The organism is Thalassospira sp. Z349TD_5 (genome assembly GCF_056173045.1).
In genome coordinates, this window is the sequence record NZ_CM149654.1 from 3,797,819 (window position 1) to 3,823,853 (window position 26,035).

Consider the following 26,035-nt stretch of genomic DNA (forward strand, 5'->3'; position numbering starts at 1 on the left):
CCGCTTCACTGCGTTCTGTCAGCCCCCCTGATCTTCGTTCCCGCCCGGCGCTTCGACCGATGACTCGGCCTTATAGAAAGTGTAGGACAGGGTTATTGTCTTCACGTCTTGGGTATTAATGTCTTCAGCAATGGCTGGATCAACATAGAAGCTGACCGGCATGTCAACGCGCTGTCCCGGTTCAAGGGTCTGCTCATCAAAACAAAAACATGCGATCTTGCTAAAATATTGCCCCGCCTTAAGCGGTGTTACGTTGTAAACGGCCTGCCCGGTGATCGGGTGAACCGACATATTTTCAGCTGTGTAATGGGCAAGATTATCCTGCCCAAGCTTAACCGTCATTTCGCGCTGGTCGGGTTTGAACTGCCAATGCAGCCCGGAATTCACATCCGCATTAAACCGGATTTTGATGGTTTTCTCAGACACGTCAACCGGCGCTTCATGTGCGACCTGGGTCGTGCCACCAAATCCGGTAACCTGACAAAACAGCTTATAAAGCGGCACAGACGCATAAGCCAAGCCGACCATACCGCCAACAACAGCAACGCAACTCAACAGGACACGCCTGTTTTGCGTTTTTGTTTTTTCTGTTTGCGTCTGATCAGCCATGGCGTCCTAGCTCATCTTCAAAATCGTGATGGCGAAAAACAAAACGGACAACCCGCCCAGAATGGCAAGGAACACCCAGTTCTTTTTCTTGCGCTTGGCAAGAAACGCATCAAGTTCGGCCTTGTTGGGATTGGGCTGCTCACTCATGCGATAAATCCATTCAGGAAGACATCTGCCACCATCGCCCCGAACAGGACGAAAAGATACAGGATAGAATAACCAAACATCTTGTGTGGCGCGCGTTCTTCGACATTGCGTAAAACACGAACCGCATGACGCAGGAACCACAGACCGGTCAGGGCCGCCGTCGCGCCGTAGATGACACCAAGCAATCCGGTTGCGACCGGGATAAAGGTCACCGGCAACAGCAGGATGGTATAAATCAACATCTGCTTTTTGGTGGCCGCTTCACCGGCAACAACCGGCATCATCGGCACGCCGACCTTGGCATAATCGCCACAACGGAAAAGGGCCAGCGCCCAGAAATGCGGTGGTGTCCACATAAAGATAATCAAGAACAACGCGATTGAATTGATATCAATCCCGCCGGTCACTGACGCCCAGCCGATCATCGGGGGAAATGCCCCGGCGGCACCGCCAATGACAATATTCTGTGGTGTGCTGCGCTTAAGCCACATGGTGTAAACGAAAACGTAAAACGCAATCGACACCGCCAGCAAAGCCGCAGCCGCAAAATTAATGGCAACTGCCATCACAGTCACGGAAACAATCGACAATGCGATGCCAAGTGACAACGCCTCGTCGGCTTCAACACGCCCCGCCGGAATAGGTCGGTTCTGGGTGCGTTTCATGTGCTGATCAATATCACGATCATACCACATGTTAATGGATGCTGCGGCACCACTGGCAACCGCAATACAGGCAATTGCGACAAGGCCGAGGAACGGATGGATCGATCCTGGCGCAATCAACAGACCCACAGCACCGGTAAAGACCACAAGGGTCATTACACCGGGTTTGAGCAGCGCAATATAGTCGCGCACCTCCGAAACGGGGAGATGCACAGCACTAAGCGCAAGGGTCTGATCGGCAACCTGCTTGGTCATGAAACTCTGGTCTTCTCTTCTTTGGGCGGTAGGGTGTCCCCCGCAAGACAGGCCTGCGGGGGACTTAAACCAGGATCACTTACTTGATACGTGGCAATTCGTCAAAGGTATGGAACGGCGGCGGTGAGCTGACGGTCCATTCCAGTGTATCGGCACCTTCGCCATATGGGTTGGCTTCGGCCTTCTTGCCACGGATGAAGGCATGCGCCACCACACCAAGGAAGAAGATCGTTGCCGCGAACGAAATATACGCACCATACGACGATACAAGGTTCCAGCCCGCAAACGCATCAGGATAATCGGCATAACGACGCGGCATGCCAGCCAGCCCAAGGAAATGCTGCGGGAAGAACGTCATGTTGACGCCAATAAAGAAGAGCCAGAAGTGGATCTTCGCACCAAGATCGGAAATCTCGTACCCCGACATTTTGCTGAACCAGTAATAGAAACCAGCAAAGATCGAGAACAGCGCACCAAGTGACAGCACATAGTGGAAATGCGCCACAACAAAGTAGGTATCATGCAGCGGCAGATCGAGGCCCGAGTTCGCCAAAATCACACCTGTCACACCGCCCACAGTGAACAGGAAGATAAAGCCGATAGCCCAAAGCATCGGTGCACGCAGGGTGATGGACCCCCCCCACATGGTCGCAATCCATGAGAAAATCTTAACCCCGGTCGGCACCGCAATCACCATCGTCGCCGCGGTGAAATATGCACGGGTGTCAACATCCATGCCGACGGTATACATGTGGTGTGCCCACACGATAAAGCCAACAACACCGATTGCCACCATCGCATAGGCCATCCCGAGATAGCCAAATATCGGCTTGCGCGAGAAGGTCGAGATGATGTGACTGACAATGCCAAAGCCCGGCAGGATCATGATGTAAACTTCGGGATGACCAAAGAACCAGAACAGATGCTGATACAGGATCGGGTCACCGCCACCGGCCGGATTAAAGAAGTCCGTGCCAAAGTTACGGTCGGTCAGAAGCATGGTGATCGCGCCACCAAGAACCGGCACAGCCAACAGCAGCAGGAATGCCGTTACCAGCATTGACCATGCAAACAGCGGCATTTTGTGCAGGGTCATGCCCGGCGCACGCATGTTAAAGATCGTCGTGATGAAGTTCACCGCACCAAGGATCGAGCTGGCACCGGCAAGATGCAGCGCAAAGATCGCCAGATCAACCGATGCATCGGGATGACCCAACGTGCTTGAAAGCGGCGGATAAACGGTCCAACCGGTCCCGGCACCACTGCCAACAACAGCTGACAGCATCAACATCAGGAAGGCCGGAACAAGCAGCCAGAACGAAATGTTGTTAAGCCGCGGAAACGCCATGTCCGGCGCGCCAATCATGATCGGCACGAACCAGTTACCAAACCCGCCAATCATGGCAGGCATGACAACAAAGAAGACCATAATCATGCCGTGCGCGGTGATGAGCACGTTAAAGAAGTGGTGATCTTCGATGATCTGGGTGCCCGGATGGGCCAGTTCCATACGGAACCAGACCGAAAAAGCACCACCGATCAAACCGGCAATCACGGAGAAAATAAGATAAAGCGTCCCGATATCTTTATGGTTGGTCAACAGGAACCAACGGGTAAAGAAGCCGGGGGTATGATCGTGATCATGTGTGTCAGCGTGAGCCATCAATCTCTCCCTCACTCTGCCGATGCCACGGAAACCGAAGACGGCAAGTCAACAGATGCGAACTGTTCTTGCGCCTTGGCGACCCAGGCTTCGTATTCTTCCATGGTAACAGCTTTAACAGCAATCGGCATATAGGCGTGGTTCACACCACACAGCTCCGAACACTGGCCATAGAAGGTTGTACCGGCATATTCACCTGGAATGCGGGTCCAGGTTTCATTCAGTCGGCCCGGCACTGCATCAAGTTTGATGAACAGTGATGGCATGGCCCAGTTATGGATCACATCATCGGACGTCATGATCAGACGAATGTTCTGGTCAACCGGCAGGACAACGGGATTGTCCACATCCAGCAAACGCATTTTTCCTTCGGCAACGGCGGTTTCCTCATCGATCATCAAAGAATCAAAGGTGAAATTGCCATTGTCTGGATATTCATATGTCCAGTACCACTGCTTGCCGATGATCTTAAGGGTAAGATCGGCGTCCTCGACACGGTCTGCAAAGTACAGCAGGCGGAACGACGGAATCGCAATGACAAGAAGAATAAGTACCGGAACAACCGTCCAGACCACTTCAAGAAGGGTATGGTGGGTCGTCTTCGACGGTACCGGGTTGCGTTTCGCGCTGAAGCGATACAGCACGTAAAGCAGCAACACCAAAACGATCACGGTGATGATCGTCATCAACCACGTCACTAGAACAAAGAAATTATGGCCTTCAACAGCCACAGGCGAAACCGGATCCTGCAGCCCAAGCTGCCAAGGTTCGGCCTGACCAACGGCAGCAACTGCCGCACTATCAAGCCCGGTAATTACCGCCAATCCCAACAAAAGAATGGGAAATAGCTTCTTGATCGACATGCGAATCTGCCCCCTCGCATTACATCTCAAGGCGATATGCCTCAATCGTCTCCGTCCCTGACCTTCGTCAACAGTTTCTCAGACAAGTTACGGGTCCACCTTATAAAGGGTGGTCTTGCCCTCTCAACCAAAGATTGGCTCAATCATCAGCCCGGAGTATTTCCTCTGACATATCTTATTCTTAATAACCCTGCACCCGAAAGTACATCGGTAACGCAGGCAAATAGCGTATCTTAGGCACCTGTTCCAGAAAAAACCTCGCTGCGTTGCACAAAAAATGTAATTTTGCCTTTGTGACTTTGTCGCTTTGGTTTTGCGTGAAATGGCTCTAAATACCCACGTCCTGATAGAAATACCGCCATTCTGGTCAGCGTTCTTTGGTCTCCCACGCACTTATTGCCGTGCAACATAACCACAGAATGATCTTCAAATCACTTCAACCAATGGATAAAGCCAGCCCCGCCGCATTTTTGCCCCGCCAGCAGCCATTTCAGGAAAACGCCGTTACGGTATCCTGAGCCTTGCCATTCTCGACAACAGTGTGATCAAGAATCAGCCCCACACGGCCAGCCCAAAATGGCGATTCGCACCTCGCCTGATATAATTTGTCCTATCCGATGATAAATTCCGGTCCCGAAGCCTTTAATTCTTCGGTATTTTCCCCAATATCACGGATAGGAATTCGGTTGGCGAGACGACGTTTGCAGATTACTCTATCCTAAAGTATGAATGCCGCTGCCCTTCAGGGAAGTGACGCCAAGGTCTCTTGCGAGATACCGATTGTTAAATTCAGAGGTTCGTTAATGGCACGCCACGGAAGCAAAAAGCTCTTCACCGCAGAATTGCGGTTGCTTAACAAACTCGAAAACATGAGCGACATGGTCGCCTTGCCAACCGAGATGCCCACCGAACCACATCAAGCGGGTGTTGGCGGCCCGGATCTGTCGGCCGTTCATACCGCGATTGAAGACCTCAAGCTTGAGCTGCTGTCTGACATCCGCATCATGATCGAAGAGCAGAAGAAACTCACCGCGCAGCCCGAAGAGGACGATGAGGAGGACGCACGTGCTGAACTGCGCCTGCTGAAAACCGAAATTCGGGCATTGGCAAATTCCATTCAGGAAACCAAAAAAGAAATCGCCGCCCTGTATACCGCCCCTGAAGATGACAGCGGCACGCGTATCAATATCGTCAAGGGCGAGTTGGACTCTGTCGTTGCCGCGACCGAGGATGCAACTGCAAGCATTCTCGACACTGTCGAGAAAATTGATGCTGTTGCCCACAACATCCGTTCGGCCGCCACAGATGACTACACTCAGGGGCTGGCCGACGATATTGTTGAACTTGTCGTCAAGGTCTTTGAAAGCTGCAACTTCCAGGATTTGACCGGTCAACGGATTACCAAAGTCGTTAACACCATGAAATATATCGAGGAACGCGTAAATCGCGTGATCGAAATCTGGGGTGATGATGACTTCGGTGACTTCGACGTTCCCGCCGACCCCAAAGGGCTCGACAACCTTGATAAAACCGTCACCAAGGCGCCGCAAAACGCGCAACGTGTCGATCAGGATGAAGTCGATCAGATCTTCTCACAGGCCGAAATCGACGCCTTGTTTGATTAATGCCGGTGTGGCCCATATGAAACGCAAAAGCCTGCCAGTCGGCAGGCTTTTCCAATTCCAGCAGTACAAGAGACCTTCTGATCAGGCGTGACCAGCTTCCCCCGACAGCAACTCCGGGGCAAAACCAAGCTTGGTAAATGCCTGTTCCCATTTGTCTTCGCAATCGATGTCGAACAACAAATCGGCATCCGCATCAAGATGCAGCCAGCCATTGGCCAGAATTTCGTTCTCCAGCTGCCCGCTGCGCCATCCGGCATAGCCAAGCGCCAGAATGCTGTTTTCCGGCCCCTCCCCCAAGGCAATCTGTTCGAGGATATCAACCGTGGCCGTCACCGAAACGCCGGTATCAACGTGCAGGGTTGCCTCATTGGAAAAGTCGGTGGAATGCAATACGAACCCGCGACTGCTTTCGACCGGGCCACCAAAATGCACCTGAATGTCCTGAATGGTCGGTGCCGGGCGCGCAATACCAAGCTGCTCAAGAAGCTCCGGGAAGGTGATGCTGTCAATCACACGATTGATCACAAGCCCCATTGCACCATCTTCATTATGGGCACAGACATAGACAACACTTTGTGAAAAGCGCGGATCACGCATGCCAGGCATTGCGATCAACAACTTTCCACCAAGATATTCACCTGTGTCTCCACGCACGCCCATTTTACGTCTCTTTCTGTGTCTGTTTGACCAAGCCTAGCGCGATTAGCGGTCTATTTCCATCAAGAACCCGGAAAAACCCGATAAAACATCGCCCCGCAACGATCAAAACTTGATATTCTAAATGTAGGGTCAACCTTTGCTCAGTGCCACGGTTTTCGGTGATTACTTACCGATCATGGCCCTAAAAACACCCTGACAGAGACCCCGGTCACACAGTCGTGGCTTGATTTGATCGCGGCTGGGGACTACGCCTTCGATAGATGAAAAACTGCCTGAATTGTGCCATACCTCAATGGCATGAGCGCCCCACTGCCAAATGCCATGACGCACACCGTTTTAAGGACATTGACGTGCTCCGCCACCTGATCGCCCGTTTTGTGTTTTTTCTTGCTGCCATTTGCGCCCCGGTTTTAGTCACACCGGCGACGGCTGCCACCGATGTATCCACCCCATGGACCGACGAAGATTTCGCGTCTCTTCGGCTCATCAGCGCGCAAACCCAGACCGGTTCATCAGACACGCTGCGTCTTGGCCTTGAATTCGAACTTCAACCTGATTGGAAAATCTATTGGCGCAGCGCAGGCGACGCCGGTTTTCCACCGCAACTGGATTGGACGGGGTCACAAAACGTCGGGGATGCCAATATCCTGTGGCCTGCCCCGCACCGGTTCTCGATCTTTGGTCTGGAAACATTTGGCTACAAGAACCATGTCATCCTGCCGATTGACGTCGCGATCCCCGATCGCTCACAGTCCGTCGCAATCAATTTGGACGTTAACTACCTTGTCTGTAGCGACATCTGCATTCCTGCTGCCGCGACCTTCGCCCTTGATATCCCCGCAAGCGGACACCCCGACACCCCAACCTCCGGCGCATCAACTGTCAGCACCCACGCACACGAAATTGAAAAGTTCGTCTCAAAGGTTCCGCTAACTGGCGACAACCTGCCAATACAGGTCAGCAACATTTTTGCCACCAAGGACGGTGACGCGACGCAATTACACCTATCGGTTGACGGGCTGTCTAATGCCGGTGTGACTGTGGATGATATTCTGGTGGAAAGCCCGCTTCGTATTGGCTTTGGTGCACCTGTTGCGGTGAACAAAGACGGCGAAAGCAATAACCGACACTTCACTGTCCCGGTTTTTGGCCTCAACGCCGATCAGGATCTTGCATCTGAAACAGTGACCGTCACTGTCATTGCTGGACCATTGGCCATTGAACAAAGCCGGACCGTCGCAAATGGCCCAACTGATGCTTCCGCCCAAGGCGAACCTCTTGGCGCAGATACCATGGCGTCTGCAACCGGGGCCGTTACAAACATCTGGCTTATTGGCCTTTTTGCATTGCTTGGCGGCCTGATCCTCAATGTCATGCCCTGTGTCTTGCCGGTCTTGTCGATCAAGGTCATGTCGGCGATCAACGCCCGCGAAGGCGAAATCAGCCGGGTCCGCAGTGGTTTTCTCGCCAGTGCGGCAGGCATCATCACATCGTTCTGGCTGATTGCAGCGGTTCTGATCGCGATCAAGCTAGCCGGGGGATCGATTGGCTGGGGCATACAGTTCCAGCAACCTCTTTTCCTGACCGTGATGACCATCATTCTTGCGCTGTTTGCTCTCAATATGTGGGGCCTGTTTGAAATTAACGGCTCCGACAATCTGGGCACCGCCGCCAATGACGTGATCAACCAGCAGGAAAAAGGTGGCCGTCACCTCAGCAGCCATTTCATGACCGGCATGTTCGCGACCTTGCTCGCAACGCCCTGTTCTGCCCCGTTCCTTGGAACGGCGGTTGGCTTTGCCTTGGCAGGCAGCAGCTTTGACATCATCTGGATTTTCACGTTGCTGGGCGTTGGCCTTGCCATTCCGTATCTGGCAATCGCCCTTCAGCCAAGACTGGCCCATGCGCTGCCCAAGCCCGGACGCTGGATGAGTGTTGTGAAGGCTGTTCTTGGTCTGGCACTGGTTGGCACCGCAATATGGCTTCTGAGCATTCTGGCGGTTCAAATCGGCCTTGGCGGCGCGATTGCCGTTGGGCTCGGCCTTGTCCTTGGCGCGGTATTTGTCTGGGCGCGCAAACGCAGTCAAAACCTGCGCCCACGATTTGTCTTTACCGCCCTTGCCGTAACCGGTTTTCTGGTCGCCCTGTTTGCGCCGGGCTTCTCGAAACCGCCCGCACCGTCAAGCGTATCCACTGCGGCCACTGGCCCCCTTGATTGGCAGACGTTTGCACCTGAGACCATTCCGGCATTGATTGCAGATGGCAAAACCGTCTTTGTCAACGTTACGGCGGAATGGTGTGTCAGTTGTCAGGTCAATAAGAAACTGGTGCTTGAAACCGCCGAGCTTGCAGAATTTTTTGCCAATGACGACATTATTCTGATGCAAGCTGACTGGACCCGCCCCGATCCGGAAATTGCCGCTTATCTGGCATCCTTTGGACGGTATGGCATCCCGTTTAATGCGGTGTTTGGCCCGAATGCACCCAAGGGGGTTTTGCTGTCTGAATTGCTCAGCCGTGATGCGGTTCTTGATGCCATCAAGGATGCAAGATCGACGGCCGGGCTTGCCAGCAATTAATTTCACCCACATCTGAGCCTAACCGGAACAATTCCAGAATAATCGCGTACAAATAATGACACTTGGTAAAACGGATGCGGATACCATTGAACATCCAGTGATTTTGTAGTTTGCTTCCAAGCCATGCGATCCATGACGTAATCAACGGGATTACGTAACCAAACGGAGATATCCATGACCATTTCAGTCGGCACCGAAGTCCCGGATGTAACCCTGTTCCGCGCAACCAGCGACGGTCCGGAAGCTGTGAATACCAAAGAATTCTTTGCAGGCCGCAAAATCGTTCTTTTCGCTGTTCCGGGTGCTTTCACCCCGACCTGTTCAGCCAAACATCTTCCAGGCTTCATCGCCAAGGCTGACGAAATCAAGGCAAAGGGCGTTGATGAAATCGCCTGCCTCGCATCCAATGATGCATTTGTCATGCAGGAATGGGCCAAAAGCCAGAATGCAGATGGCATCACCATGCTGTCTGACGGCGACCTTGCCTTTGTCGATGCAACCGGTCTTGAGCTTGATCTTACCGGCCGTGGCCTTGGCAAACGCGCCAACCGCTTTGCCATGGTTGTTGAAAACGGCAAGGTCACCCATCTCGCCGTCGAAGAACCCGGCGCATTTGAAGTATCCAGTGCTGAATCCGTGCTGACAAAGCTCTAAGCTGACATCTTGGCTTTTACGCAAAAAACAAAGCTCCGCAGGAACCTGCGGAGCTTTTGTTCGTTAAGAGCCATCAAGCCAAATAGTTAGCGCGGCAGCAAAACCGGAATAGGGTCTTCACGACTGTCGTAATCGCACTCAAAGGTCGGATTGGTGTGCTTTGCAATGAAATGCACCACACCCTCACGGAAGCTGCCTTTGATCGGCGACCAGCTCATGTAAACGCCACCCCGGCCATCGTATTCACGAATGTCGGGATCACGCATCAATTCTGCAAAACTATGGCCAAGATCTTCGGTTGCACCCGCAACCAGCCATGATGGTTTCAAACCGCCATGCCACAAAAGATATACGCCACCGACACCGTTCAGCTTGAGTTCCGCAATGTCGTCAATCATGAACAGACGATAGTATTCACCACGCGGACTCTTGCGCCACTTAATGTCTTGTGCCTTTGGCTGGCGAATACCACCAAGAGACCAAAATCCCATCTTATCCTCCAAGCACGGCAAAACACGTGCAAACGCATGTTACACGCATCCCAACATCGCTTCTCATTCTTATAGGTATGAACCTACCCCAGCATATGTAAACGATTAGTTGACAAAAAACGCCGCATGGGCGGATTGCCACCTTATTTCAAGCCAGATTTCAAAGCCTTCTAGCCTAAATATAGGAAAAACCGCAACATTTAGAACAGCTAATCGAACAATTTGTCGATGTCATCCTGGCTGATACCTTCGCCTTGCAGCTGGGGACCATTAAGAAGCTCGGAGTCTTCCGGCTTCTCTTCGGTGTCGTCCTTGTCTGAAACTGGCAGGTCGGAAAATGCATCCTCCCCCCAGATCGAAATCATGTTGTGAACCCGTTCCTCAACGAATGCGAGGGTACTCACAACCTTGTTGATCCGCTGACCGGTAATGTCCTGAAAGTTACAGGATTCAAATATTTTCGTGACGATAAAGGCAATCTGCTCAACGTGATCGGCGACAAAATCACTCGGCGCCGAATTCTTCAATGTCATTGCCAGATCGTCGATCTGCTCCGCAGACTCAAGGATCGTATGAGTTGCCATCTCCGTATCCTTGACGATAGCGTCAAGCTCGGTCGCGGCACTCATGAACCGGTCATCCTGCGCCTTTGGATGGCGAAGTGACGCAATCTGAACCTTGGCCTTATGGATGTGCTCGTTCATTTCCTCGATCTGGGTCCGGATCAGTTCCAGATCGTCACTATCGGGTTCAGATGCCCCCGGCCGGTTTGAATGGCTGAAGTTACTTGAAACCGGCTCAGGCAACACATCCATTGGCGCATCGTTTGAGGCAACCGGTGCTGCCATGCCGCCTGCGTCCGGGGAGCCTGCCAATTGCCCGCTATTTCCAACAGCATCGCGCAACTGCCCGACTTCCGCACGCAACGCCCGGATTTCATCAAGAACGGCCTGATTGATCCCCGACGTATCCTCAGGGACATGTGATGGTGATGGTGACGGCAATGCTTCACCCGCCCCGATACCACTTTCAAGAGTAGGGTCAAAAAACGAATCCGACCAGTCTTCGCCCCCCCCACCCGAACGTTCTTTTAACCGGCGTTCGGCGGTAAACACTTTTTGTACGCGACGCGACATGATTGAATTCAAACCTCCGGCAATGGGCATTCGCCCTATCGCACTATCCCCAAACTTAACCCACCGGGCTCCGTTCATTACAATTCGAACAAGTATAAGGGTTGAGATTGCGACAAGTCCAATGAGTTTCAAGAACAAGTCCTTGAAAAAGAACACCCCGACCATCTGGCCGGGGTGCTTTTAACTGCCGCTCTGCGTTGTGTATCAAGCCGTTTCCGGCATCCAGCGCAAAACAGGTTTTCTTGCTGCTGCCGTTTCGTCAAGGCGACGACGCGGCGTCAAATACGGCGCATTCTTGAAGAATTCCGCATCTCCGGCCTGTGCTTTGGCCGTCAAAGACAGAACAGCATCACAGAACTGATCAATCGATTCTTTGGTTTCCGTTTCGGTCGGTTCGACCAAAAGTGCACCATGCACCACCAGCGGGAAATACATCGTCATCGGGTGGAAGCCCTCGTCGATGATTGCCTTGGCAAGATCAAGGGTCGAAACCCCGGTATCCTTGAGGAACCCATCGTCAAACAGCGCTTCGTGCATGCAATATCCCGGGTATGCGACGCTGAGCTTGTCTTTCAGACGTGCCAGCAGATAGTTCGCATTAAGAACCGCATCACCAGATGCCTGACGCAGACCATCAGAACCATGGCTTTTCATATAGGCCAGTGCCCGGATGAACATGCCCATCTGACCGTGGAACCCTTTCAGGCGACCAAACGGCTTGGTGCCGTCATTTTCGTCGGCAGTTTCCACCAGACGGAACCCGTCCTCGGTACGCACCACATACGGGATCGGCGCAAACGGTGCGAGTGCATCAGAAAACACAACCGGCCCTGAACCCGGACCACCACCGCCATGCGGGGTCGAGAAAGTTTTATGCAGGTTGATATGCATGGCATCAATGCCAAGATCAGCCGGGCGGACCCGACCAACAATGGCGTTGAAATTCGCACCATCGCAATAGAAATAGCCACCCGCGGCATGGACCAGATCGGCAATCTTGCGCACATCACGCTCAAACAACCCACAGGTATTCGGGTTGGTCAGCATGATGCCGGCCACATCATCACCAAGCTTGGCTTCGAATGCGGCCAGATCAACACGGCCGTCTTCAGTTGCCGGAATGGAATCAACCGTAAAGCCACAGGCCGCAGCCGTTGCCGGGTTGGTACCATGTGCGGATTCGGGCACAAGAACACGACGGCGGTTTTCCCCGCGTGCATCAAGGGCTGCACGAATGGCCATCATGCCACACAGCTCCCCTTGCGCACCGGCTGCCGGGGACATGGCAACCGCAGGCATTCCGGTCAGAACCAGCAACCAATGCGCACATTGGTCAATCAGCTCAAGCGCGCCCTGCACCGTGCTTTCAGGCTGCATCGGGTGCAAATCGGCAAGACCGGGCAGACGGGCAACTTTTTCGTTGATGCGCGGGTTATGCTTCATGGTGCATGACCCCAGCGGGAAGAACCCGGAATCAATCCCGAAATTCTTCTGCGACAATCGGGTAAAGTGACGCACCACTTGCGGTTCTGACAGGCCCGGAAGACCGACATTGCTGTCGCGGTCCAAACCGCCAAGACGCGATTTGGTTCCTTTTGGTTCGGGCAGATCAACGCCGGTACGGCCCGCTTGGCCCTGTTCAAAAATCAGTTTTTCTTCAAGAACAAGTCCACGGTTACCGGTATGAGTTGTGAAGATCATGCCAGCGCCTCCTTCAATGCGTCCGCAAGGGTCGCGATGTCTTCGTCTGTGTTGGTTTCCGTCACCGCCACCAGAAGGTAGTTGTCCAAATCCGAACGGTTCGGATACAGACGCGACAGCGGAACGCCCCCAAGAACGCCCTTATCAACCAGAACCTCAAGCACGTCTGCGGCTGGCTTGCTCAGCTTCACGGTAAACTCGTTAAAGAAGCTGTCATTAACCACCGTAACACCGTCAACCGCATCAAGTGCATCGGCGGCCTTGCAGGCGTTTTCGTGGTTCAGGGTCGCCAAACGGCGATAACCATCTTCACCCAAAAGGCTCATATGCACCGTAAAGGCCAACGAACACAGACCCGCATTGGTACAAATGTTCGATGTCGCCTTTTCACGACGGATATGCTGTTCACGGGTCGAAAGGGTCAGAACAAAACCGCGCTTGCCGTCCTGATCGACCGTTTCACCACACAGACGACCGGGCATCTGACGCACCAGTTTCTGGGTTGTGGCAAACAGACCAACATAAGGACCGCCATAGCTCAGCGCGTTGCCGATCGACTGGCCTTCGCCGCACACGATGTCCGCCCCAAAACTGCCCGGTGATTTGATCGCACCAAAGGCAACCGCCTCGGTAAAGACAACCACCAGAAGCGCACCCTTGGCATGGCATACTTCGGCAAGCTGGGTATGGTCCTGAACCCGTCCGAACACATCGGGGTACTGAACCACAACGCAGGCCGTCTGATCATCAATCAGGTCGTCGAGTTCTTCGACCGTTGCCTGCTGTTCGGGATTGCCATCGCGTCCGGCAACTTCGGTATCACTGAACTGGCAATAGGTTTCCGTCACTTCGCGGTAATGCGGATGCACCCCGCCCGACAGCACGGCCTTTTTGCGACGTGTCGCACGGCATGCCATCAAGACCGCCTCGGCACAGGACGTTGCCCCGTCCCACATTGATGCGTTGGCCACATCCATGCCGGTGATCGAGGCAACCTGTGTCTGGAATTCAAACAGATACTGCAACGTGCCTTGGGCGATTTCAGGCTGATACGGGGTATAGGCCGTCAGAAACTCGCCACGCTGGATCACGTAATCAACAGTCGCCGGCACGTGATGGCGATAGGCACCAGCGCCCAAGAAGCTTGGCACACTCGACGCACCAGTATTCTTGGCCGCCAAAGCCATCATGTCGCGTTCGACCTGCATTTCGCCAAGATGGCTTGGCAGATCAACCGGGGCATCAAGTAACGCACCGTCAGGAACGTCATGATAAAGTTCTTCGACTGACGCTGCCCCGATGGTTTCAAGCATCGACGCGCGGTCAGCGCGGGTTAAGGGAAGATAACGCATGCTTACAGACCTTCAACGAAGTCTTTATAGGCTGCTTCATCCATCAGCTCATCAAGCTGGGACTCATCAGTCAGCGACATTCTGAAAAACCAGCCATCCGTTTCCGGGGCTTCGTTGACCAGTGCCGGATTAACGTCAAGATCTTCGTTAATCTCGACAATCTCGCCATCAAGCGGCGCATAAACGTCACTGGCAGCTTTCACAGATTCAACCACTGCCGCATCGCCATCTTTGGTCAGTTTCTTACCAACTTCCGGCAGTTCGACATAAACAATGTCACCAAGCGACTGTTGCGCATAATCGGTAATCCCGATCGTTGCGATGCCGTCTTCAAGTTCAATCCACTCATGTTCCTGCGAGAATTTCTTAGCCATTTTAATTTGTCCCTGTTGATCGATTGTCTGCCAACGCGGCGATCAGCCGCACATTCAAGAAAGAGTACAGCACTTAGCCGCGGAAATAACGATGCGGTGCGAACGGAAGGTCAACAACCTCTGCCGGGCGGGCCTTGCCGCGCACCATAAGATCGACCTTGGTACCCGGTGCGGCAAATTCAATTGCCACATAGCCCATGGCAATCGGTGCATCGACCGTCGGACCAAATCCGCCACTGGTGATTTCACCGATTTCTTCCCCGTCCGTATTAAGGATCGGGGTATGTTCACGCGCCGGTGCCTTGCCTTCGGGTTTGATGCCAACACGTTTGCGGTCTGCACCATGTTCAAGCTGATCAAGGATGACATCCGCCCCCTTGAACCCGCCTTCGGCGCGGCGGCGTTTGTTAATGATCCAGTTCAGATCACCCTCGACCGGGGTCGTGGTCGTGTCGATATCATTTCCATACAGGCAAAGACCGGCCTCAAGACGGAGCGAATCACGCGCGCCAAGACCAATGGCCTCAACCTCATCTTCGCCCAGAAGCTTGCGCGCAAGTTCTTCGGCGCGATCATTTGGTACGGAAATTTCATAGCCATCTTCGCCGGTATAGCCCGACCGGGTGACAAAGCAGGCAATACCCGCAATATCAAGTTCGGCAAAACTCATGAATTTAAGCTCGGTCACGGCCGGGGCAAAACGCGCCAAAACGCTGGCGGCTTCTGGTCCCTGCAACGCCATAAGCGCCCGGTCATCAATTTCTTCAAGCGACACACCATCGCCAAGGTTGGCGCGCATATGGACAATATCGTCATCCTTGCACGCCGCATTGATCACCAAAAACAGGCTGTCGCCCGCATTGGTAATCATAAGGTCATCAAGGATGGTGCCATCATCATTGGTAAAGGCGGAATAGCGGGTGCGACCGGGTTTAAGGATCGCAATATCACCGGGCACAAGCTTTTCAAGCTCGGCCACGCGGTGTTCACCGGTCAGGCGGACCTGCCCCATGTGCGAAACGTCAAAAAGTCCGGCTTTGGCGCGGGTATGAAGATGTTCGCCTTTCACACCCAGCGGGAATTGAACAGGCATGTCATAGCCCGCAAACGGCACCATTTTGCCGCCAAGCTCTACGTGCAGGTCGTGAAGGGCAGTTTTAAGCAGTTCGGTCTGATCATCGGCCATCAAGGTCTCCGGAACAGTGGTTGCGAAACATAGCCGACCAAAGGCCAACCACATTCCCCCTCTGTCTTGGAGCCTGAAAGAATCACAGCCGATTTAGATCATCGGTCTGCTTACATCTTCGGCGAGGCATACATCATAAGATGCTACCTACTTTCCAGAGTCCCATCTCCCCGCGGTCCGTTTGCCTGAGAGTTTCCGGGGTGGTTGCTCCTTCGGCGTCCGCGCAATCCGTTATGGACCGTGGCACTCTCCCACGGGGATCACTTGGGTATGCGTTCTTATACGGATTTCATCCCAAACCGACCAGCCCCTAATTTCGGGCAATCACGGACGGAGGTTTTCAACCCTGATCGGTTATTCTGACCCGAAACGACGGTTATAGTCGAGCTGATCTGAACTGAGCTGGAAGCCCAGGTAAATTTCATATTCCGGCCCGGCCCACACATCAGAAAGCGGCACCGTCAGGGTGACCTGCTCGTCGCGATAGCGCGCAAGATTAAGGTTTTGCGGGAACGGCATGTTCACATCAAAAACCGACTTTTCAACAAAATTTCCGTCCGGATCGCGCAAGGCAACGAAATACTGGAATGTTGCGCCACGGCTCTGGGCTGCGGGTCCAAGTTCGGCGGTGATGATCGGGCTGATGATCACATCAAGCGTCTTGTCATCAAGGTCATAGCCGCAATCGCCCAGATACCCGTTAAACTCGGCTTCGAACATGACATCGGTCAAATCCTTGCCTGCACCATTAAACTGGGTCAGCTTTGCCGTATCCTTTGGCAAATAGGCCGACGGGCATGCCGGTACCGGGACTTCTTCGAACGGATTACTCCCGCACGCGGCCAAAAGCCCCGCAAGCGAGACCATTCCAAATGCACATGTACGTCGCAATCCGTTACCGATCGTCATCCAAGCCTCTATTATACCGTCTGTTTTATGACCATACCCGGTTTCGGGCGGCCCGCGCGCAGTCTATTCTTTCGCCGTGCCGCACACAACCCGCTTCAAACACAGGTTAACAAACAAAACAGGAAACCCATACGTCAAAAGCAATACTCTAAACGTTGCTCAGACATTGCACCGCAAGATCAGGCGGGTTATGTAACGAGAACGTTTAAACAACTGTGCTGAGCGTACCAGCACACATGGAAACTCGGACAGTATCATGTCAGACAAAGCCGAACTTCGGATCGTTCTTGCCAACCCGCGCGGATTTTGTGCCGGGGTTGATCGCGCGATTGAGATTGTGGAAAAGGCGCTCGTAAAATATGGCGCGCCTGTCTATGTCCGACATGAAATCGTTCACAATAAATTCGTCGTTGATCGCCTGCGCGACATGGGCGCTGTTTTCGTTGATGAACTTGATGCGGTTCCTGACGGTGTTCCCGTCATCTTTTCGGCGCACGGCGTTCCCAAATCGGTTCCCGAAGCCGCCGAAAGCCGCAAACTGGAATATCTCGATGCAACCTGTCCGCTGGTGTCCAAAGTCCACCGTGGCGCTGAACGCCATCATGCCGACGGCAAACATATTCTTTTGATCGGTCACGCAGGCCACCCGGAAGTCATCGGCACCATGGGTCAATTGCCACCGGGCAGCATGACCTTGATCGAAACCGAGGAAGACGCCGAAAATCTGGAATATCACACCCCGGAAAACCTTGCCTTTGTCACCCAGACCACGCTGTCGCTCGATGACACCGCGAAAATTATCGAGATTCTTCAGCGGCGGTTCCCGTCCATTTCAGTGCCGAAAAAAGAAGACATTTGTTATGCGACGACCAATCGTCAGCATGCTGTCAAACTGATCGCGGAAAAGACCGAAGCCATTCTGGTACTTGGCGCACCGAACTCGTCAAACTCAAACCGTCTGGTCGAAGTTGCCAAACGCGAAGGATGTGACAAATCGGTTCTGGTTGAACGGGCCAAGGACATCGACTGGTCAACCCTTGAAGGCATCACATCCCTTGGCATCACAGCCGGGGCATCCGCACCGGAAATCCTGGTCGAGGAAGTCATTGATGCCTGTCGTGAACGCTACAACGTCACAATTGAAACCATCACATTGACCGACGAAAATGTGACCTTCAAACTGCCCCGTCAGCTCGCAAGCTGATCTGGTTTCAAACCTAATTCAGGAATATTAAAGACCCAATGGCCGTCTATACCGACGTTTCAGACGAAGATATCTCTCGTTTTGTCGCCGAATACGATATCGGTGATGTCGTTTCGTTCAAGGGCATCGCAGAAGGCGTGGAAAACACCAATTTCCTGCTTCAGACGACCAAGGCACCTTTTATCCTGACCCTGTATGAAAAACGGGTAAACCCGGACGACCTGCCGTTCTATCTCGGGCTGATGGATCATCTGTCGGCCACGGGGCTTAATTGCCCGACCCCGATCCACGGCAAGGATGGTGTTGCGCTGCGTCGCCTGTGCGGTCGCCCGGCTGCCATCACATCCTTCTTGCAGGGCATGTCACCGCGCCGCATCCAGCCGCACCATTGCGCCGGACTTGGCACTGCACTGGCACAGCTCCATACTGCGGGTCTGGGCTTTGAAATGCATCTGCCCAACGCGCTGAGCGTCAAAGGCTGGCGGCCGCTGTTTGAAAGCTGCCAGGAACACGCCGATGATGTTGAACCCGATTTGGGCAAAATGATCGGTGATGAGCTTGATTATCTTGAAGCCAACTGGCCGCATGCCCTACCCAAGGGGGTCATCCATGCCGATCTTTTCCCCGACAATGTGTTTTTCTTCCCCGGCAAGGAAGATGTGTCGGGCCTGATTGATTTCTATTTTGCCTGCAATGACCTTCTGGCTTATGACATCGCCATTTGCATGAATGCGTGGTGCTTTGAACCAGACAGCAGCTTTAACGTCACCAAGGCAAAAAACCTTCTGTCGTATTATGGCAAGGTACGCGGACTTTCCGATGCGGAACTGGCAGCCCTTCCCGTTCTGGCACGCGGGGCCAGCTTGCGGTTCTTGCTGACCCGTCTTTATGACTGGGTCAACACCCCCAAGGACGCATTGGTCACGCCCAAGAACCCCCGCGAATACATCACCAAACTGCGGTTCCATCAACGGGTGGAAAATGCATCGGCCTATGGTCTTGATTAAGGACGTGACGAGATGACTTCAGACGCAACAGACGACAACCACGTCGAGATCTATACCGATGGCGCCTGTAGCGGAAATCCCGGCCCCGGCGGCTGGGGCGCAATCCTGCGCTTTAAGGGTGTCGAAAAAGAACTGTCAGGTGGTGATCCGGAAACCACCAACAACCGCATGGAAATGATGGCCGCGATCAGCGCGCTTGAAGCCCTGAAACGCCCGTGCATCATCAATGTCTATACCGACAGCAGCTATGTCCGTGATGGCATTACCAAATGGATTTTTGGCTGGCAGAAACGCGGTTGGAAAACGGCTGACAAGAAGCCGGTCAAGAACATCGAACTGTGGCAACGCATGCTCGAAGCCTTAAAACCCCATCAGGTCGAATGGCACTGGGTTAAAGGCCACGCCGGCCACCCGGAAAACGAACGCTGCGATGAACTCGCCCGGCTGGCTGTGCCTAAGGTCTGAACCCTAAATAGTGACAAATCCTTACAATTGATGACAAATACTTGAACCTGAACCACTTCACTCCAAAATAGATGGGGTTGGAGAACTTAAGACGTTTATTTATAAGAAAATCAAAATCAAACTTGCGTTTCGACAAGCTTCCGGGTTCATTCAACCCTAACGTAAGGGGTATTGGCCCTCATACCGAGGTCGAGTATTGTAGAGCTTGGCTAGTCGAAAGTGAGTGCCTAGGAGAATACGTTTGTCGCGCGGATCATACGGCTTTTTACAAAGCAAGTCGCTTAGCAGCCGGTTGCTATTCATAGCATTGCCGCTGGTTTCGATGTTCTCGCTCGCGCTGTTTGTCGTGTTCGGGTACGTCAGCTACAAGGTTTTGCGCGATGATTTGAACGGCAAAGTCGAACAAACCGCCGACATTAACGCGCGCGTGCTGGCCACACCGTTCTGGTATCTTGATGTTGATAATATCGAATCTGCACTGAACGCCATGGCGCGTGATAGCGACATCGTTGCTGTACAGGCCCTTGGCGCCGACGGAACCGAATTTGCCCATACTGGCGTTTCCCAATCCGAACTGGCCGATACGCTGCGCCTGTCGCGCCGAGTCTATTTTGAACGAAATAATGTTCGCCACGACGTTGGTGAACTGGTGATCTATTTCACAGAAGAACGTGTCCAGAACCTTCTTCTCCGGCGCATCGCGATTGACATGGTCCTGTTTGGCCTGCTGATCGCCGTCGTTGCCGCCAGCTTGCTGATTGCCAACAAACGGTCGATCAAGGAACCGCTTAACCGCCTGCTGCATTCCATCCGGATGACCAAACATGGCCGGTTGCGCCGCCCGGTTGAATGGAACAGTGCCGACGAACTGGGTCTTTTGATCCGCGAATATAACGAAATGGTCGCCCTGCAGGGGCAATCGCAGGAAGAAGCCCAGCGTAAGCAGGCACTGCTCGAAGCAACCCTTCATAATATTGGTCAGGGCATCTGCCTGTTCGATCAGGACCTTAATCTGATGGTCTGGAACGAACGCTACATCGAACTGCTCAACCTGCCGCGTGATCTGGTCAAGGAAGGCACCCCGCTTTCCGATATCCTGCGCTACAATGGCGAACGCGGCGAATATGGCGATGTCAGCATTCAGGCCCTGATTTCCGACCGTGTTGCGATTGCGCGTCGTCGCGAACCCTATCGCATGGAACGCACCCGCCCGAACGGCCGTGTTATTCAGGTCGATCACAACCCGATGCCCGGCGGCGGCTATGTTGCGACCTATACCGACATTACCGAACGTAAACAGACCGAAGCCCGCATGCGCCACCTTGCCGTGCATGATGTGCTGACCAGCCTGCCCAACCGCACCCTGTTCCTTGACCGTCTGCGTCAGGCTTTGCTCTCGGCCCGCCGGTTCCAGCGCGGGGTTACGGTTCTGTTTGTCGATCTTGACCGGTTCAAGGACATCAATGACCACTTTGGCCATGATGTCGGCGATCTGATGATTCAGGAAATGGGACAACGTCTATCAAGGATCATTCGTGATTCCGATACCGCTGCGCGTCTTGGCGGTGATGAATTCGCAATTATTCAGACCGACGTTCAAAACATCGAAGACACCATTGTCCTTGCCCAGCGCATCATCGATGAACTGTGCCAGCCGTTTGATTGCCGTGGCATCCGCCTGCATTCCACCGCCAGTGTCGGCATCACGCTGTTCCCCGAGGACGGCGAAAATCCCGAACAGCTGGTCAAAAATGCCGATATGGCGATGTATGCCGCCAAGGCCGAAGGCCGCAACAATTACCGCTTCTTCCTCCCGTCGATGCACGAACGAGTCAAGGAACGTAAAACCATCGAAGAAGACCTGCGCAACGCGCTTGAGCACGATCAGCTTGAACTGTACTACCAGCCCAAAATTGATTGCCGTACCGAGCGGGTCGTTGGCGCCGAAGCCCTCGTACGCTGGCATCACCCTGATCGCGGCATGATCATGCCGGGCGAGTTTATCTCGGTCGCTGAAGAATGCGGCCTGATCAACCGTCTCGGCGCATGGGTTCTTGAAAAAGCCTGCAAACAAACGCAGATCTGGCGCGACAGCAGCTTGCCGGGCCTCCGCATTGCCGTAAATCTGTCGCCCGCACAGTTCCAGGATGCTGAACTGGTATCGAGTGTCACCAGAATCGTCAAAGATACAGCAATGCCAGAAGGCACGCTGGAACTCGAAATTACCGAGTCGATCCTGATGAACAATCCGGAAAAAGCCGTCTCGACGCTAAAAGAACTCAAGGCACTTGGCGTGATGATTGCCATTGACGACTTTGGCACCGGCTATTCGTCGCTCAACTACCTTAAACGGTTCCCCGTCAGCTCAATCAAGATCGACCAGTCCTTTGTCAATGACATCCATGTCGATATGGATGACAAGGCGATTGTTGATGCGGTGATTGGCTTGGGCCACAGCCTTAACCTTGAAGTTGTTGCCGAGGGCGTGGAAGAAGTCGAACAGCTAGATTACCTTCGTGAAAAGGGCTGCGACTTCATTCAGGGCTACCTCTATTCCAAACCGCTGCCGGCCGACACATTCGTCACCTGGGTCACCGAACGTCAGGCGCAGGAACCCAAACGGATTGCGGCCAAAACCTGATTGAAGAAAAACGGCCTACGCCCGCACTTTGGCTGTTCTTTTGCTTCGCAGAAACTCATCCCCAAATCATCTGTGGACGGCAAAACCACCGCCCGGCAATCCAGTTCCGTCAGATACTGCCGGTGTCGGTGGGCTGAAGACCAACCCACCGAAGATCCATTTAACGTGCGCGTAACTGCGCCTGTATTAAGCGTTCATGCCGCTATCGACGGTGAACTCCGAACCGGTGACGACCTTTGCCTCGGGCCCGGAAAGCCACGCGACAAGACCGGCCGTATCATTGGCATCACTGTAATCGGGGATGGCCATGATGCTGCGTGCCGCATCGGCAATGTCGCCCTCTGCCGGGTTCATGTCGGTTTCGGTTGGTCCCGGATGAACAACATTGACGGTGATTTTGCGTGGTCCCAAATCCCGGGCCACCCCACGGGTAAAGCCGATAAGGGCCGATTTTGACAGGGCATAAAGGCTCAACCCCGGCCATGGCACCCGGTGTGCGAGATTACTACCCGTCGAAATGATCCGCCCGCCATCAGGCATATGGGCCAGTGCGGCCTTGGTCGCGACAAAAACCGCACGCACATTGACATCAACCGTGCGGTCAAACTGCTCGATACTAAATTCGTCAATCGGTGCGAATTCGATAATCCCGGCATTGTTCACCAGAATATCGATCTGTCCAAATTGTGCCGCTGCTTGATTGACTGCGGCTTCAATCTCCTCGGCATTGCGGTTATCGGCCTTTATCGCCAAGGCCGTACCGCCCGCCGCCTCAATCTCGCCGACCACATCGCGTGCCCGGTCCGGGCTACTGACATAGGTAAGCGCAACTGTGGCCCCGTCGCGGGCCAGACGTTTTGCGATGGCGGCCCCAATGCCACGGCTTCCGCCAGTGACGAAGGCAACTTTTCCAGTAAGGTTCTGCATAGGAAACTCCAATTATGTAATGATCACTACACAATTGATCGCAGCCTTGCATTTTAAGGTCAAGTGATTTATTTAGTGATCATTACATAATGGGAAATGAGACCATGGCGACACGCGGCAGACCACCCGCATTTGACCGGGACGATGCATTGGACAAGGCCCTTGGCCTGTTCTGGGAACGCGGCTATGACAATACATCCATGGCCGACCTCAGCACGGCAATGGAACTCCGCCCGCCCAGCATCTATGCCGCCTTTGGCAGTAAAGAATCGCTGTTTGATGAGGTTATCGTCCATTACAGCAAGCTGCACGGCACAGAAATCTGGGGTAATCTAGAACGGTTCAAACACCCCAAAGACGCAACCCATCACGTGCTGTTTGCCTCGGCCAACGCCTTTACCCGTGATGATACACCACATGGCTGTCTGGTTGTGCTGGCCGCACCACAGGCGGAGTCAAACCACGCAACCGTCAATCAGACCCTGCGCGGTTATCGCCGTAAAGTGACTGAAATCTTGCGAAACCTGTATGCTGAAGGACAACGGCGCGGCCACATTCCAAGCATCGCCAACATCGACACCATGGCGACCTATTACGCGACGGTGCAGCATGGCATGTCCATACAGGCACGCGATGGCGCGACCCGCGCCGAGATGATCGCCGTCGCCGATGCCGCCATGACGACATGGCCCAACCTGATCAGTTCATCGCAAACCAGACGCTAAGGGCCAGAACGCACCCCTGCACCCCGATCAATAAATCGCCGTCCCCGCCCCGTCCGATGTGCGGTTGCCCGATTGGGCGACAGGCGGTTTTGACGATGTACGATCCACCAGATCGACAATTTCGGAAATTACCCGCACCAGCTGGTAATCCTTGGGCGTATAAACCGCCGCCACCCCCATCTGGCGCAAAATCAGCATATCGGCCTCGGGGATAATACCACCGACAACCACGGGAATATGCCCCGCCGCGCGCGCGCGCAAGCCATTGACCACCTCGCGCACCAACGGCACATGCGACCCCGACAGGATCGAAAGCCCGATCACATGCGCACCTTCGTCAATCGCATTGCGCACCAGCTCATCCGGTGTCCAGCGAATGCCGTCATACAAAACCTCAATCCCGGCTTCGCCCGCCTTGACCGCAATCTGCTCGGCCCCGTTGGAATGCCCATCAAGCCCCGGCTTGCCAACCAGCATTTTCATGCGTTCACCAAGCTTGTCCGATACCTCATCCACGCGTGACCGCAACGTTTGAAGGTTTTCCGCATCGCCGGTCACGATCATGGAAGTAATGCCGGTTGGCGCACGATATTCGCCAAAAACTTCGCGCAGGGTTTCCGACCATTCGCCGGTGGTCACCCCGGCATGGGCACAGGCAATCGAACTTTCCATGATGTTGCGGCCTTCACGGGCTGCTTGTTCCAGGGTCGATAATGTGTCCCTAACCTTGGCCTGATCACGATCAGATCGCCAGGCTTTCAGTTTTTCGATCTGTTCCTGCTCGGCCATCTCATCAACGGTCATGATCGATTTCTCCCCCGAGGTCAGGGGCGATGGCTCCGTCTCGGTAAAGGCATTAACGCCAATGACCTTGGTCACCCCGTTTTCAATATCGGCCAAACGCATGGCGTTGGATTTGACCAGTTCCTGTTTCATATATCCGGCATCCACCGCTGCAATCGCCCCACCCATGGCATCAAGCCGCGCCAGTTCGGCACGTGCGCCTTCCTTAAGGACCCCGACCTTACGGTCAATCGCCGGATTGCCATCAAACAGGTCCTCATATTCCAGAAGATCAGTTTCATAGGCCATGATTTGCTGAAGCCGCAGCGACCATTGCTGATCCCAGGGCCGGGGCAGACCAAGCGCCTCGTTCCATGCTGGAAGCTGCACCGCACGTGCCCGGGCATTTTTCGATAAAACCACCGACAGCATTTCGATCAGGATGCGATACACATTGTTTTCGGGCTGCTGTTCGGTAAGCCCCAGCGAATTGACCTGAACCCCATAACGGAACCGGCGGTATTTGGCGTCTTCGATGCCATATCGGTCGCAGGTGATTTCATCCCACAGCTCGCAGAATGCCCGCATCTTGCAGATTTCCGTGACAAACCGGATGCCGGCATTGACGAAAAAGGAAATCCGCCCGACCACCTTGGCAAAGTCTTCCTCGGGCACCTGCCCCGAATCGCGCACCGCATCCAGAACCGCAATCGCCGTGCCCAGCGCATAGGCCAGTTCCTGTTCGGCCGTCGCACCGGCTTCTTGCAAATGGTACGAACAGACATTCATCGGGTTCCATTTTGGCACCTCGCGGTACGTAAATGCCGCAACATCGGTAATCAGTTTCAAACTCGGTGCCGGGGGAAAAATATATGTCCCGCGTGACAGATATTCCTTGATGATGTCGTTCTGGGTCGTGCCCTGAAGGCTGGCACGCGGTGTTCCCTGCTTTTCCGCCACCGCGATATAAAGCGATAACAACCATGCAGCGGGCGCATTGATCGTCATTGATGTGTTCATCTGATCAAGTGGAATGCCGTCAAACAGGGTCATCATGTCGCCGAGATGCCCAACCGGCACCCCGACCTTGCCGACTTCACCGCGTGCCAGAACATGATCCGAATCGTAGCCCGTCTGGGTTGGCAGGTCGAAGGCCACCGAAAGCCCGGTTTGTCCTTTCGCCAGATTCTGTCGATACAGCGCGTTCGACGCCGCCGCCGAACTGTGCCCGGCATAGGTCCGGATCAACCATGGGCGATCCCGTTCCGCATTTACTGCGCTGCGCTGGTTTTCCATCGGCATCACGACCTCGCGTACTTTTATTGCTGAAACGCTTACGTTTTATTACACAAAAACGTTATTAAATTATCCACTAGACATCATTTGGATAATTATATAACAATTTGTGCAACGC

The 26,035-nt window shown here is 53.8% G+C and carries 23 protein-coding genes and 2 riboswitches; of the genes, 8 read left to right on the forward strand and 15 right to left on the reverse strand.

Annotated elements, in window-relative coordinates; all coding sequences use genetic code 11:
* Positions 1 to 18 precede the first annotated feature (18 nt).
* The 5 genes from AC0VXT_RS17520 to coxB form a co-directional block, all read right to left on the reverse strand.
* Positions 19 to 555, reverse strand: a complete 537-nt coding sequence (locus AC0VXT_RS17520; protein ID WP_415749047.1) for a cytochrome c oxidase assembly protein — start codon at positions 553 to 555, stop codon at positions 19 to 21.
* A 60-nt stretch (positions 556 to 615) separates the two neighbouring features.
* The gene (locus tag AC0VXT_RS17525; protein WP_276654344.1) at positions 616 to 756 is read right to left on the reverse strand and encodes a hypothetical protein; all 141 of its coding nucleotides are present in this window, start codon (positions 754 to 756) and stop codon (positions 616 to 618) included.
* Positions 753 to 1,676 (reverse strand): heme o synthase, encoded by a 924-nt coding sequence (locus tag AC0VXT_RS17530; RefSeq protein WP_412778077.1) that lies wholly within the window; start codon positions 1,674 to 1,676, stop codon positions 753 to 755. Before AC0VXT_RS17530 ends, AC0VXT_RS17525 begins: the two co-directional genes overlap by 4 nt.
* Positions 1,677 to 1,755: 79 nt before the next feature.
* Positions 1,756 to 3,339 carry a cytochrome c oxidase subunit I gene (gene ctaD / locus AC0VXT_RS17535; protein WP_475546451.1) on the reverse strand — a complete coding sequence of 528 codons (1,584 nt, stop codon included), beginning with the start codon at positions 3,337 to 3,339 and terminating at the stop codon, positions 1,756 to 1,758.
* Positions 3,340 to 3,350: 11 nt separating this feature from the next.
* Positions 3,351 to 4,202 (reverse strand): cytochrome c oxidase subunit II, encoded by an 852-nt coding sequence (coxB, locus tag AC0VXT_RS17540; RefSeq protein WP_412778075.1) that lies wholly within the window; start codon positions 4,200 to 4,202, stop codon positions 3,351 to 3,353.
* 803 nt (positions 4,203 to 5,005) lie between these two features.
* Between coxB and AC0VXT_RS17545 the strand changes: the two genes are divergently transcribed.
* The gene (locus AC0VXT_RS17545) at positions 5,006 to 5,827 is read left to right on the forward strand and encodes a hypothetical protein (protein WP_475546452.1); all 822 of its coding nucleotides are present in this window, start codon (positions 5,006 to 5,008) and stop codon (positions 5,825 to 5,827) included.
* 81 nt (positions 5,828 to 5,908) lie between these two features.
* Here AC0VXT_RS17545 and AC0VXT_RS17550 read toward each other — a convergent pair whose 3' ends face one another.
* A complete protein-coding gene (locus AC0VXT_RS17550; RefSeq protein WP_022730996.1) occupies positions 5,909 to 6,487 on the reverse strand; it encodes a YqgE/AlgH family protein in 579 nt (192 codons plus the stop codon).
* Between the two features lie 350 nt (positions 6,488 to 6,837).
* Here AC0VXT_RS17550 and AC0VXT_RS17555 point away from each other — a divergent pair, with 350 nt between their 5' ends.
* Both AC0VXT_RS17555 and AC0VXT_RS17560 read left to right on the forward strand, forming a co-directional pair.
* Positions 6,838 to 9,066: a protein-disulfide reductase DsbD family protein gene (locus tag AC0VXT_RS17555; protein ID WP_475546453.1), complete on the forward strand. Its 2,229-nt coding sequence runs from the start codon at positions 6,838 to 6,840 to the stop codon at positions 9,064 to 9,066.
* A 174-nt stretch (positions 9,067 to 9,240) separates the two neighbouring features.
* The gene (locus AC0VXT_RS17560) at positions 9,241 to 9,720 is read left to right on the forward strand and encodes a peroxiredoxin (protein ID WP_022730994.1); all 480 of its coding nucleotides are present in this window, start codon (positions 9,241 to 9,243) and stop codon (positions 9,718 to 9,720) included.
* Positions 9,721 to 9,806: 86 nt separating this feature from the next.
* Here the strand turns inward: AC0VXT_RS17560 and AC0VXT_RS17565 are convergent, their stop codons facing one another.
* From AC0VXT_RS17565 to AC0VXT_RS17595, 7 genes are all read right to left on the reverse strand, one after another.
* Positions 9,807 to 10,211, reverse strand: a complete 405-nt coding sequence (locus AC0VXT_RS17565; RefSeq protein ID WP_022730993.1) for a hypothetical protein — start codon at positions 10,209 to 10,211, stop codon at positions 9,807 to 9,809.
* A 209-nt stretch (positions 10,212 to 10,420) separates the two neighbouring features.
* Positions 10,421 to 11,347 carry a protein phosphatase CheZ gene (locus AC0VXT_RS17570; RefSeq protein ID WP_475546454.1) on the reverse strand — a complete coding sequence of 309 codons (927 nt, stop codon included), beginning with the start codon at positions 11,345 to 11,347 and terminating at the stop codon, positions 10,421 to 10,423.
* 204 nt (positions 11,348 to 11,551) lie between these two features.
* A complete protein-coding gene (gene gcvPB, locus AC0VXT_RS17575) occupies positions 11,552 to 13,048 on the reverse strand; it encodes an aminomethyl-transferring glycine dehydrogenase subunit GcvPB (RefSeq protein ID WP_475546455.1) in 1,497 nt (498 codons plus the stop codon).
* The gene (gene gcvPA, locus AC0VXT_RS17580; protein ID WP_475546456.1) at positions 13,045 to 14,400 is read right to left on the reverse strand and encodes an aminomethyl-transferring glycine dehydrogenase subunit GcvPA; all 1,356 of its coding nucleotides are present in this window, start codon (positions 14,398 to 14,400) and stop codon (positions 13,045 to 13,047) included. Before gcvPA ends, gcvPB begins: the two co-directional genes overlap by 4 nt.
* A gap of 2 nt (positions 14,401 to 14,402) precedes the next feature.
* Positions 14,403 to 14,774 carry a glycine cleavage system protein GcvH gene (gene gcvH, locus AC0VXT_RS17585; protein ID WP_412778071.1) on the reverse strand — a complete coding sequence of 124 codons (372 nt, stop codon included), beginning with the start codon at positions 14,772 to 14,774 and terminating at the stop codon, positions 14,403 to 14,405.
* A gap of 73 nt (positions 14,775 to 14,847) precedes the next feature.
* Positions 14,848 to 15,960, reverse strand: coding sequence for a glycine cleavage system aminomethyltransferase GcvT (gene gcvT / locus AC0VXT_RS17590; RefSeq protein WP_475546457.1), 1,113 nt, complete (start codon positions 15,958 to 15,960; stop codon positions 14,848 to 14,850).
* Positions 15,961 to 16,019: 59 nt separating this feature from the next.
* Positions 16,020 to 16,120: riboswitch (glycine riboswitch) on the reverse strand.
* Positions 16,121 to 16,123: 3 nt separating this feature from the next.
* Positions 16,124 to 16,224: riboswitch (glycine riboswitch) on the reverse strand.
* Between the two features lie 90 nt (positions 16,225 to 16,314).
* The gene (locus AC0VXT_RS17595) at positions 16,315 to 16,869 is read right to left on the reverse strand and encodes a hypothetical protein (protein WP_475546458.1); all 555 of its coding nucleotides are present in this window, start codon (positions 16,867 to 16,869) and stop codon (positions 16,315 to 16,317) included.
* Positions 16,870 to 17,125: 256 nt separating this feature from the next.
* On the opposite strand from AC0VXT_RS17595, the gene ispH reads away from it, so the two are divergent.
* The 4 genes from ispH to AC0VXT_RS17615 all read left to right on the forward strand — a co-directional run bounded on the left by ispH (position 17,126) and on the right by AC0VXT_RS17615 (position 22,186).
* A complete protein-coding gene (ispH, locus tag AC0VXT_RS17600; protein ID WP_101298991.1) occupies positions 17,126 to 18,073 on the forward strand; it encodes a 4-hydroxy-3-methylbut-2-enyl diphosphate reductase in 948 nt (315 codons plus the stop codon).
* Between the two features lie 38 nt (positions 18,074 to 18,111).
* On the forward strand, positions 18,112 to 19,080 hold the full coding sequence (locus AC0VXT_RS17605) for a homoserine kinase (protein ID WP_276654333.1): 969 nt from the start codon (positions 18,112 to 18,114) through the stop codon (positions 19,078 to 19,080).
* Between the two features lie 12 nt (positions 19,081 to 19,092).
* A complete protein-coding gene (rnhA, locus tag AC0VXT_RS17610; protein WP_475546459.1) occupies positions 19,093 to 19,545 on the forward strand; it encodes a ribonuclease HI in 453 nt (150 codons plus the stop codon).
* 241 nt (positions 19,546 to 19,786) lie between these two features.
* Positions 19,787 to 22,186, forward strand: coding sequence for a putative bifunctional diguanylate cyclase/phosphodiesterase (locus AC0VXT_RS17615; protein ID WP_475546460.1), 2,400 nt, complete (start codon positions 19,787 to 19,789; stop codon positions 22,184 to 22,186).
* Positions 22,187 to 22,372: 186 nt separating this feature from the next.
* On the opposite strand, the gene AC0VXT_RS17620 is transcribed toward AC0VXT_RS17615, so the two are convergent.
* Positions 22,373 to 23,113, reverse strand: coding sequence for a 3-oxoacyl-ACP reductase family protein (locus tag AC0VXT_RS17620; protein ID WP_475546461.1), 741 nt, complete (start codon positions 23,111 to 23,113; stop codon positions 22,373 to 22,375).
* A gap of 104 nt (positions 23,114 to 23,217) precedes the next feature.
* On the opposite strand from AC0VXT_RS17620, the gene AC0VXT_RS17625 reads away from it, so the two are divergent.
* Positions 23,218 to 23,838: a TetR/AcrR family transcriptional regulator gene (locus tag AC0VXT_RS17625; protein WP_475546462.1), complete on the forward strand. Its 621-nt coding sequence runs from the start codon at positions 23,218 to 23,220 to the stop codon at positions 23,836 to 23,838.
* A gap of 27 nt (positions 23,839 to 23,865) precedes the next feature.
* On the opposite strand, the gene AC0VXT_RS17630 is transcribed toward AC0VXT_RS17625, so the two are convergent.
* Positions 23,866 to 25,923, reverse strand: coding sequence for a protein meaA (locus tag AC0VXT_RS17630; protein ID WP_475546463.1), 2,058 nt, complete (start codon positions 25,921 to 25,923; stop codon positions 23,866 to 23,868).
* Positions 25,924 to 26,035: the final 112 nt, after the last annotated feature.

Coding starts and splice junctions, on each gene's coding strand:
- AC0VXT_RS17525 (WP_276654344.1), bottom strand. CDS start 756: ATGAGTGAGCAGCCCAATCCCAACAAGGCCGAACTTGATGCGTTTCTT.
- AC0VXT_RS17530 (WP_412778077.1), bottom strand. CDS start 1,676: ATGACCAAGCAGGTTGCCGATCAGACCCTTGCGCTTAGTGCTGTGCAT.
- ctaD (WP_475546451.1), bottom strand. CDS start 3,339: ATGGCTCACGCTGACACACATGATCACGATCATACCCCCGGCTTCTTT.
- coxB (WP_412778075.1), bottom strand. CDS start 4,202: ATGTCGATCAAGAAGCTATTTCCCATTCTTTTGTTGGGATTGGCGGTA.
- AC0VXT_RS17545 (WP_475546452.1), top strand. CDS start 5,006: ATGGCACGCCACGGAAGCAAAAAGCTCTTCACCGCAGAATTGCGGTTG.
- AC0VXT_RS17550 (WP_022730996.1), bottom strand. CDS start 6,487: ATGGGCGTGCGTGGAGACACAGGTGAATATCTTGGTGGAAAGTTGTTG.
- AC0VXT_RS17560 (WP_022730994.1), top strand. CDS start 9,241: ATGACCATTTCAGTCGGCACCGAAGTCCCGGATGTAACCCTGTTCCGC.
- AC0VXT_RS17565 (WP_022730993.1), bottom strand. CDS start 10,211: ATGGGATTTTGGTCTCTTGGTGGTATTCGCCAGCCAAAGGCACAAGAC.
- AC0VXT_RS17570 (WP_475546454.1), bottom strand. CDS start 11,347: ATGTCGCGTCGCGTACAAAAAGTGTTTACCGCCGAACGCCGGTTAAAA.
- gcvPB (WP_475546455.1), bottom strand. CDS start 13,048: ATGATCTTCACAACTCATACCGGTAACCGTGGACTTGTTCTTGAAGAA.
- gcvPA (WP_475546456.1), bottom strand. CDS start 14,400: ATGCGTTATCTTCCCTTAACCCGCGCTGACCGCGCGTCGATGCTTGAA.
- gcvH (WP_412778071.1), bottom strand. CDS start 14,774: ATGGCTAAGAAATTCTCGCAGGAACATGAGTGGATTGAACTTGAAGAC.
- gcvT (WP_475546457.1), bottom strand. CDS start 15,960: ATGGCCGATGATCAGACCGAACTGCTTAAAACTGCCCTTCACGACCTG.
- AC0VXT_RS17595 (WP_475546458.1), bottom strand. CDS start 16,869: ATGACGATCGGTAACGGATTGCGACGTACATGTGCATTTGGAATGGTC.
- ispH (WP_101298991.1), top strand. CDS start 17,126: ATGTCAGACAAAGCCGAACTTCGGATCGTTCTTGCCAACCCGCGCGGA.
- AC0VXT_RS17605 (WP_276654333.1), top strand. CDS start 18,112: ATGGCCGTCTATACCGACGTTTCAGACGAAGATATCTCTCGTTTTGTC.
- rnhA (WP_475546459.1), top strand. CDS start 19,093: ATGACTTCAGACGCAACAGACGACAACCACGTCGAGATCTATACCGAT.
- AC0VXT_RS17620 (WP_475546461.1), bottom strand. CDS start 23,113: ATGCAGAACCTTACTGGAAAAGTTGCCTTCGTCACTGGCGGAAGCCGT.
- AC0VXT_RS17625 (WP_475546462.1), top strand. CDS start 23,218: ATGGCGACACGCGGCAGACCACCCGCATTTGACCGGGACGATGCATTG.
- AC0VXT_RS17630 (WP_475546463.1), bottom strand. CDS start 25,923: ATGCCGATGGAAAACCAGCGCAGCGCAGTAAATGCGGAACGGGATCGC.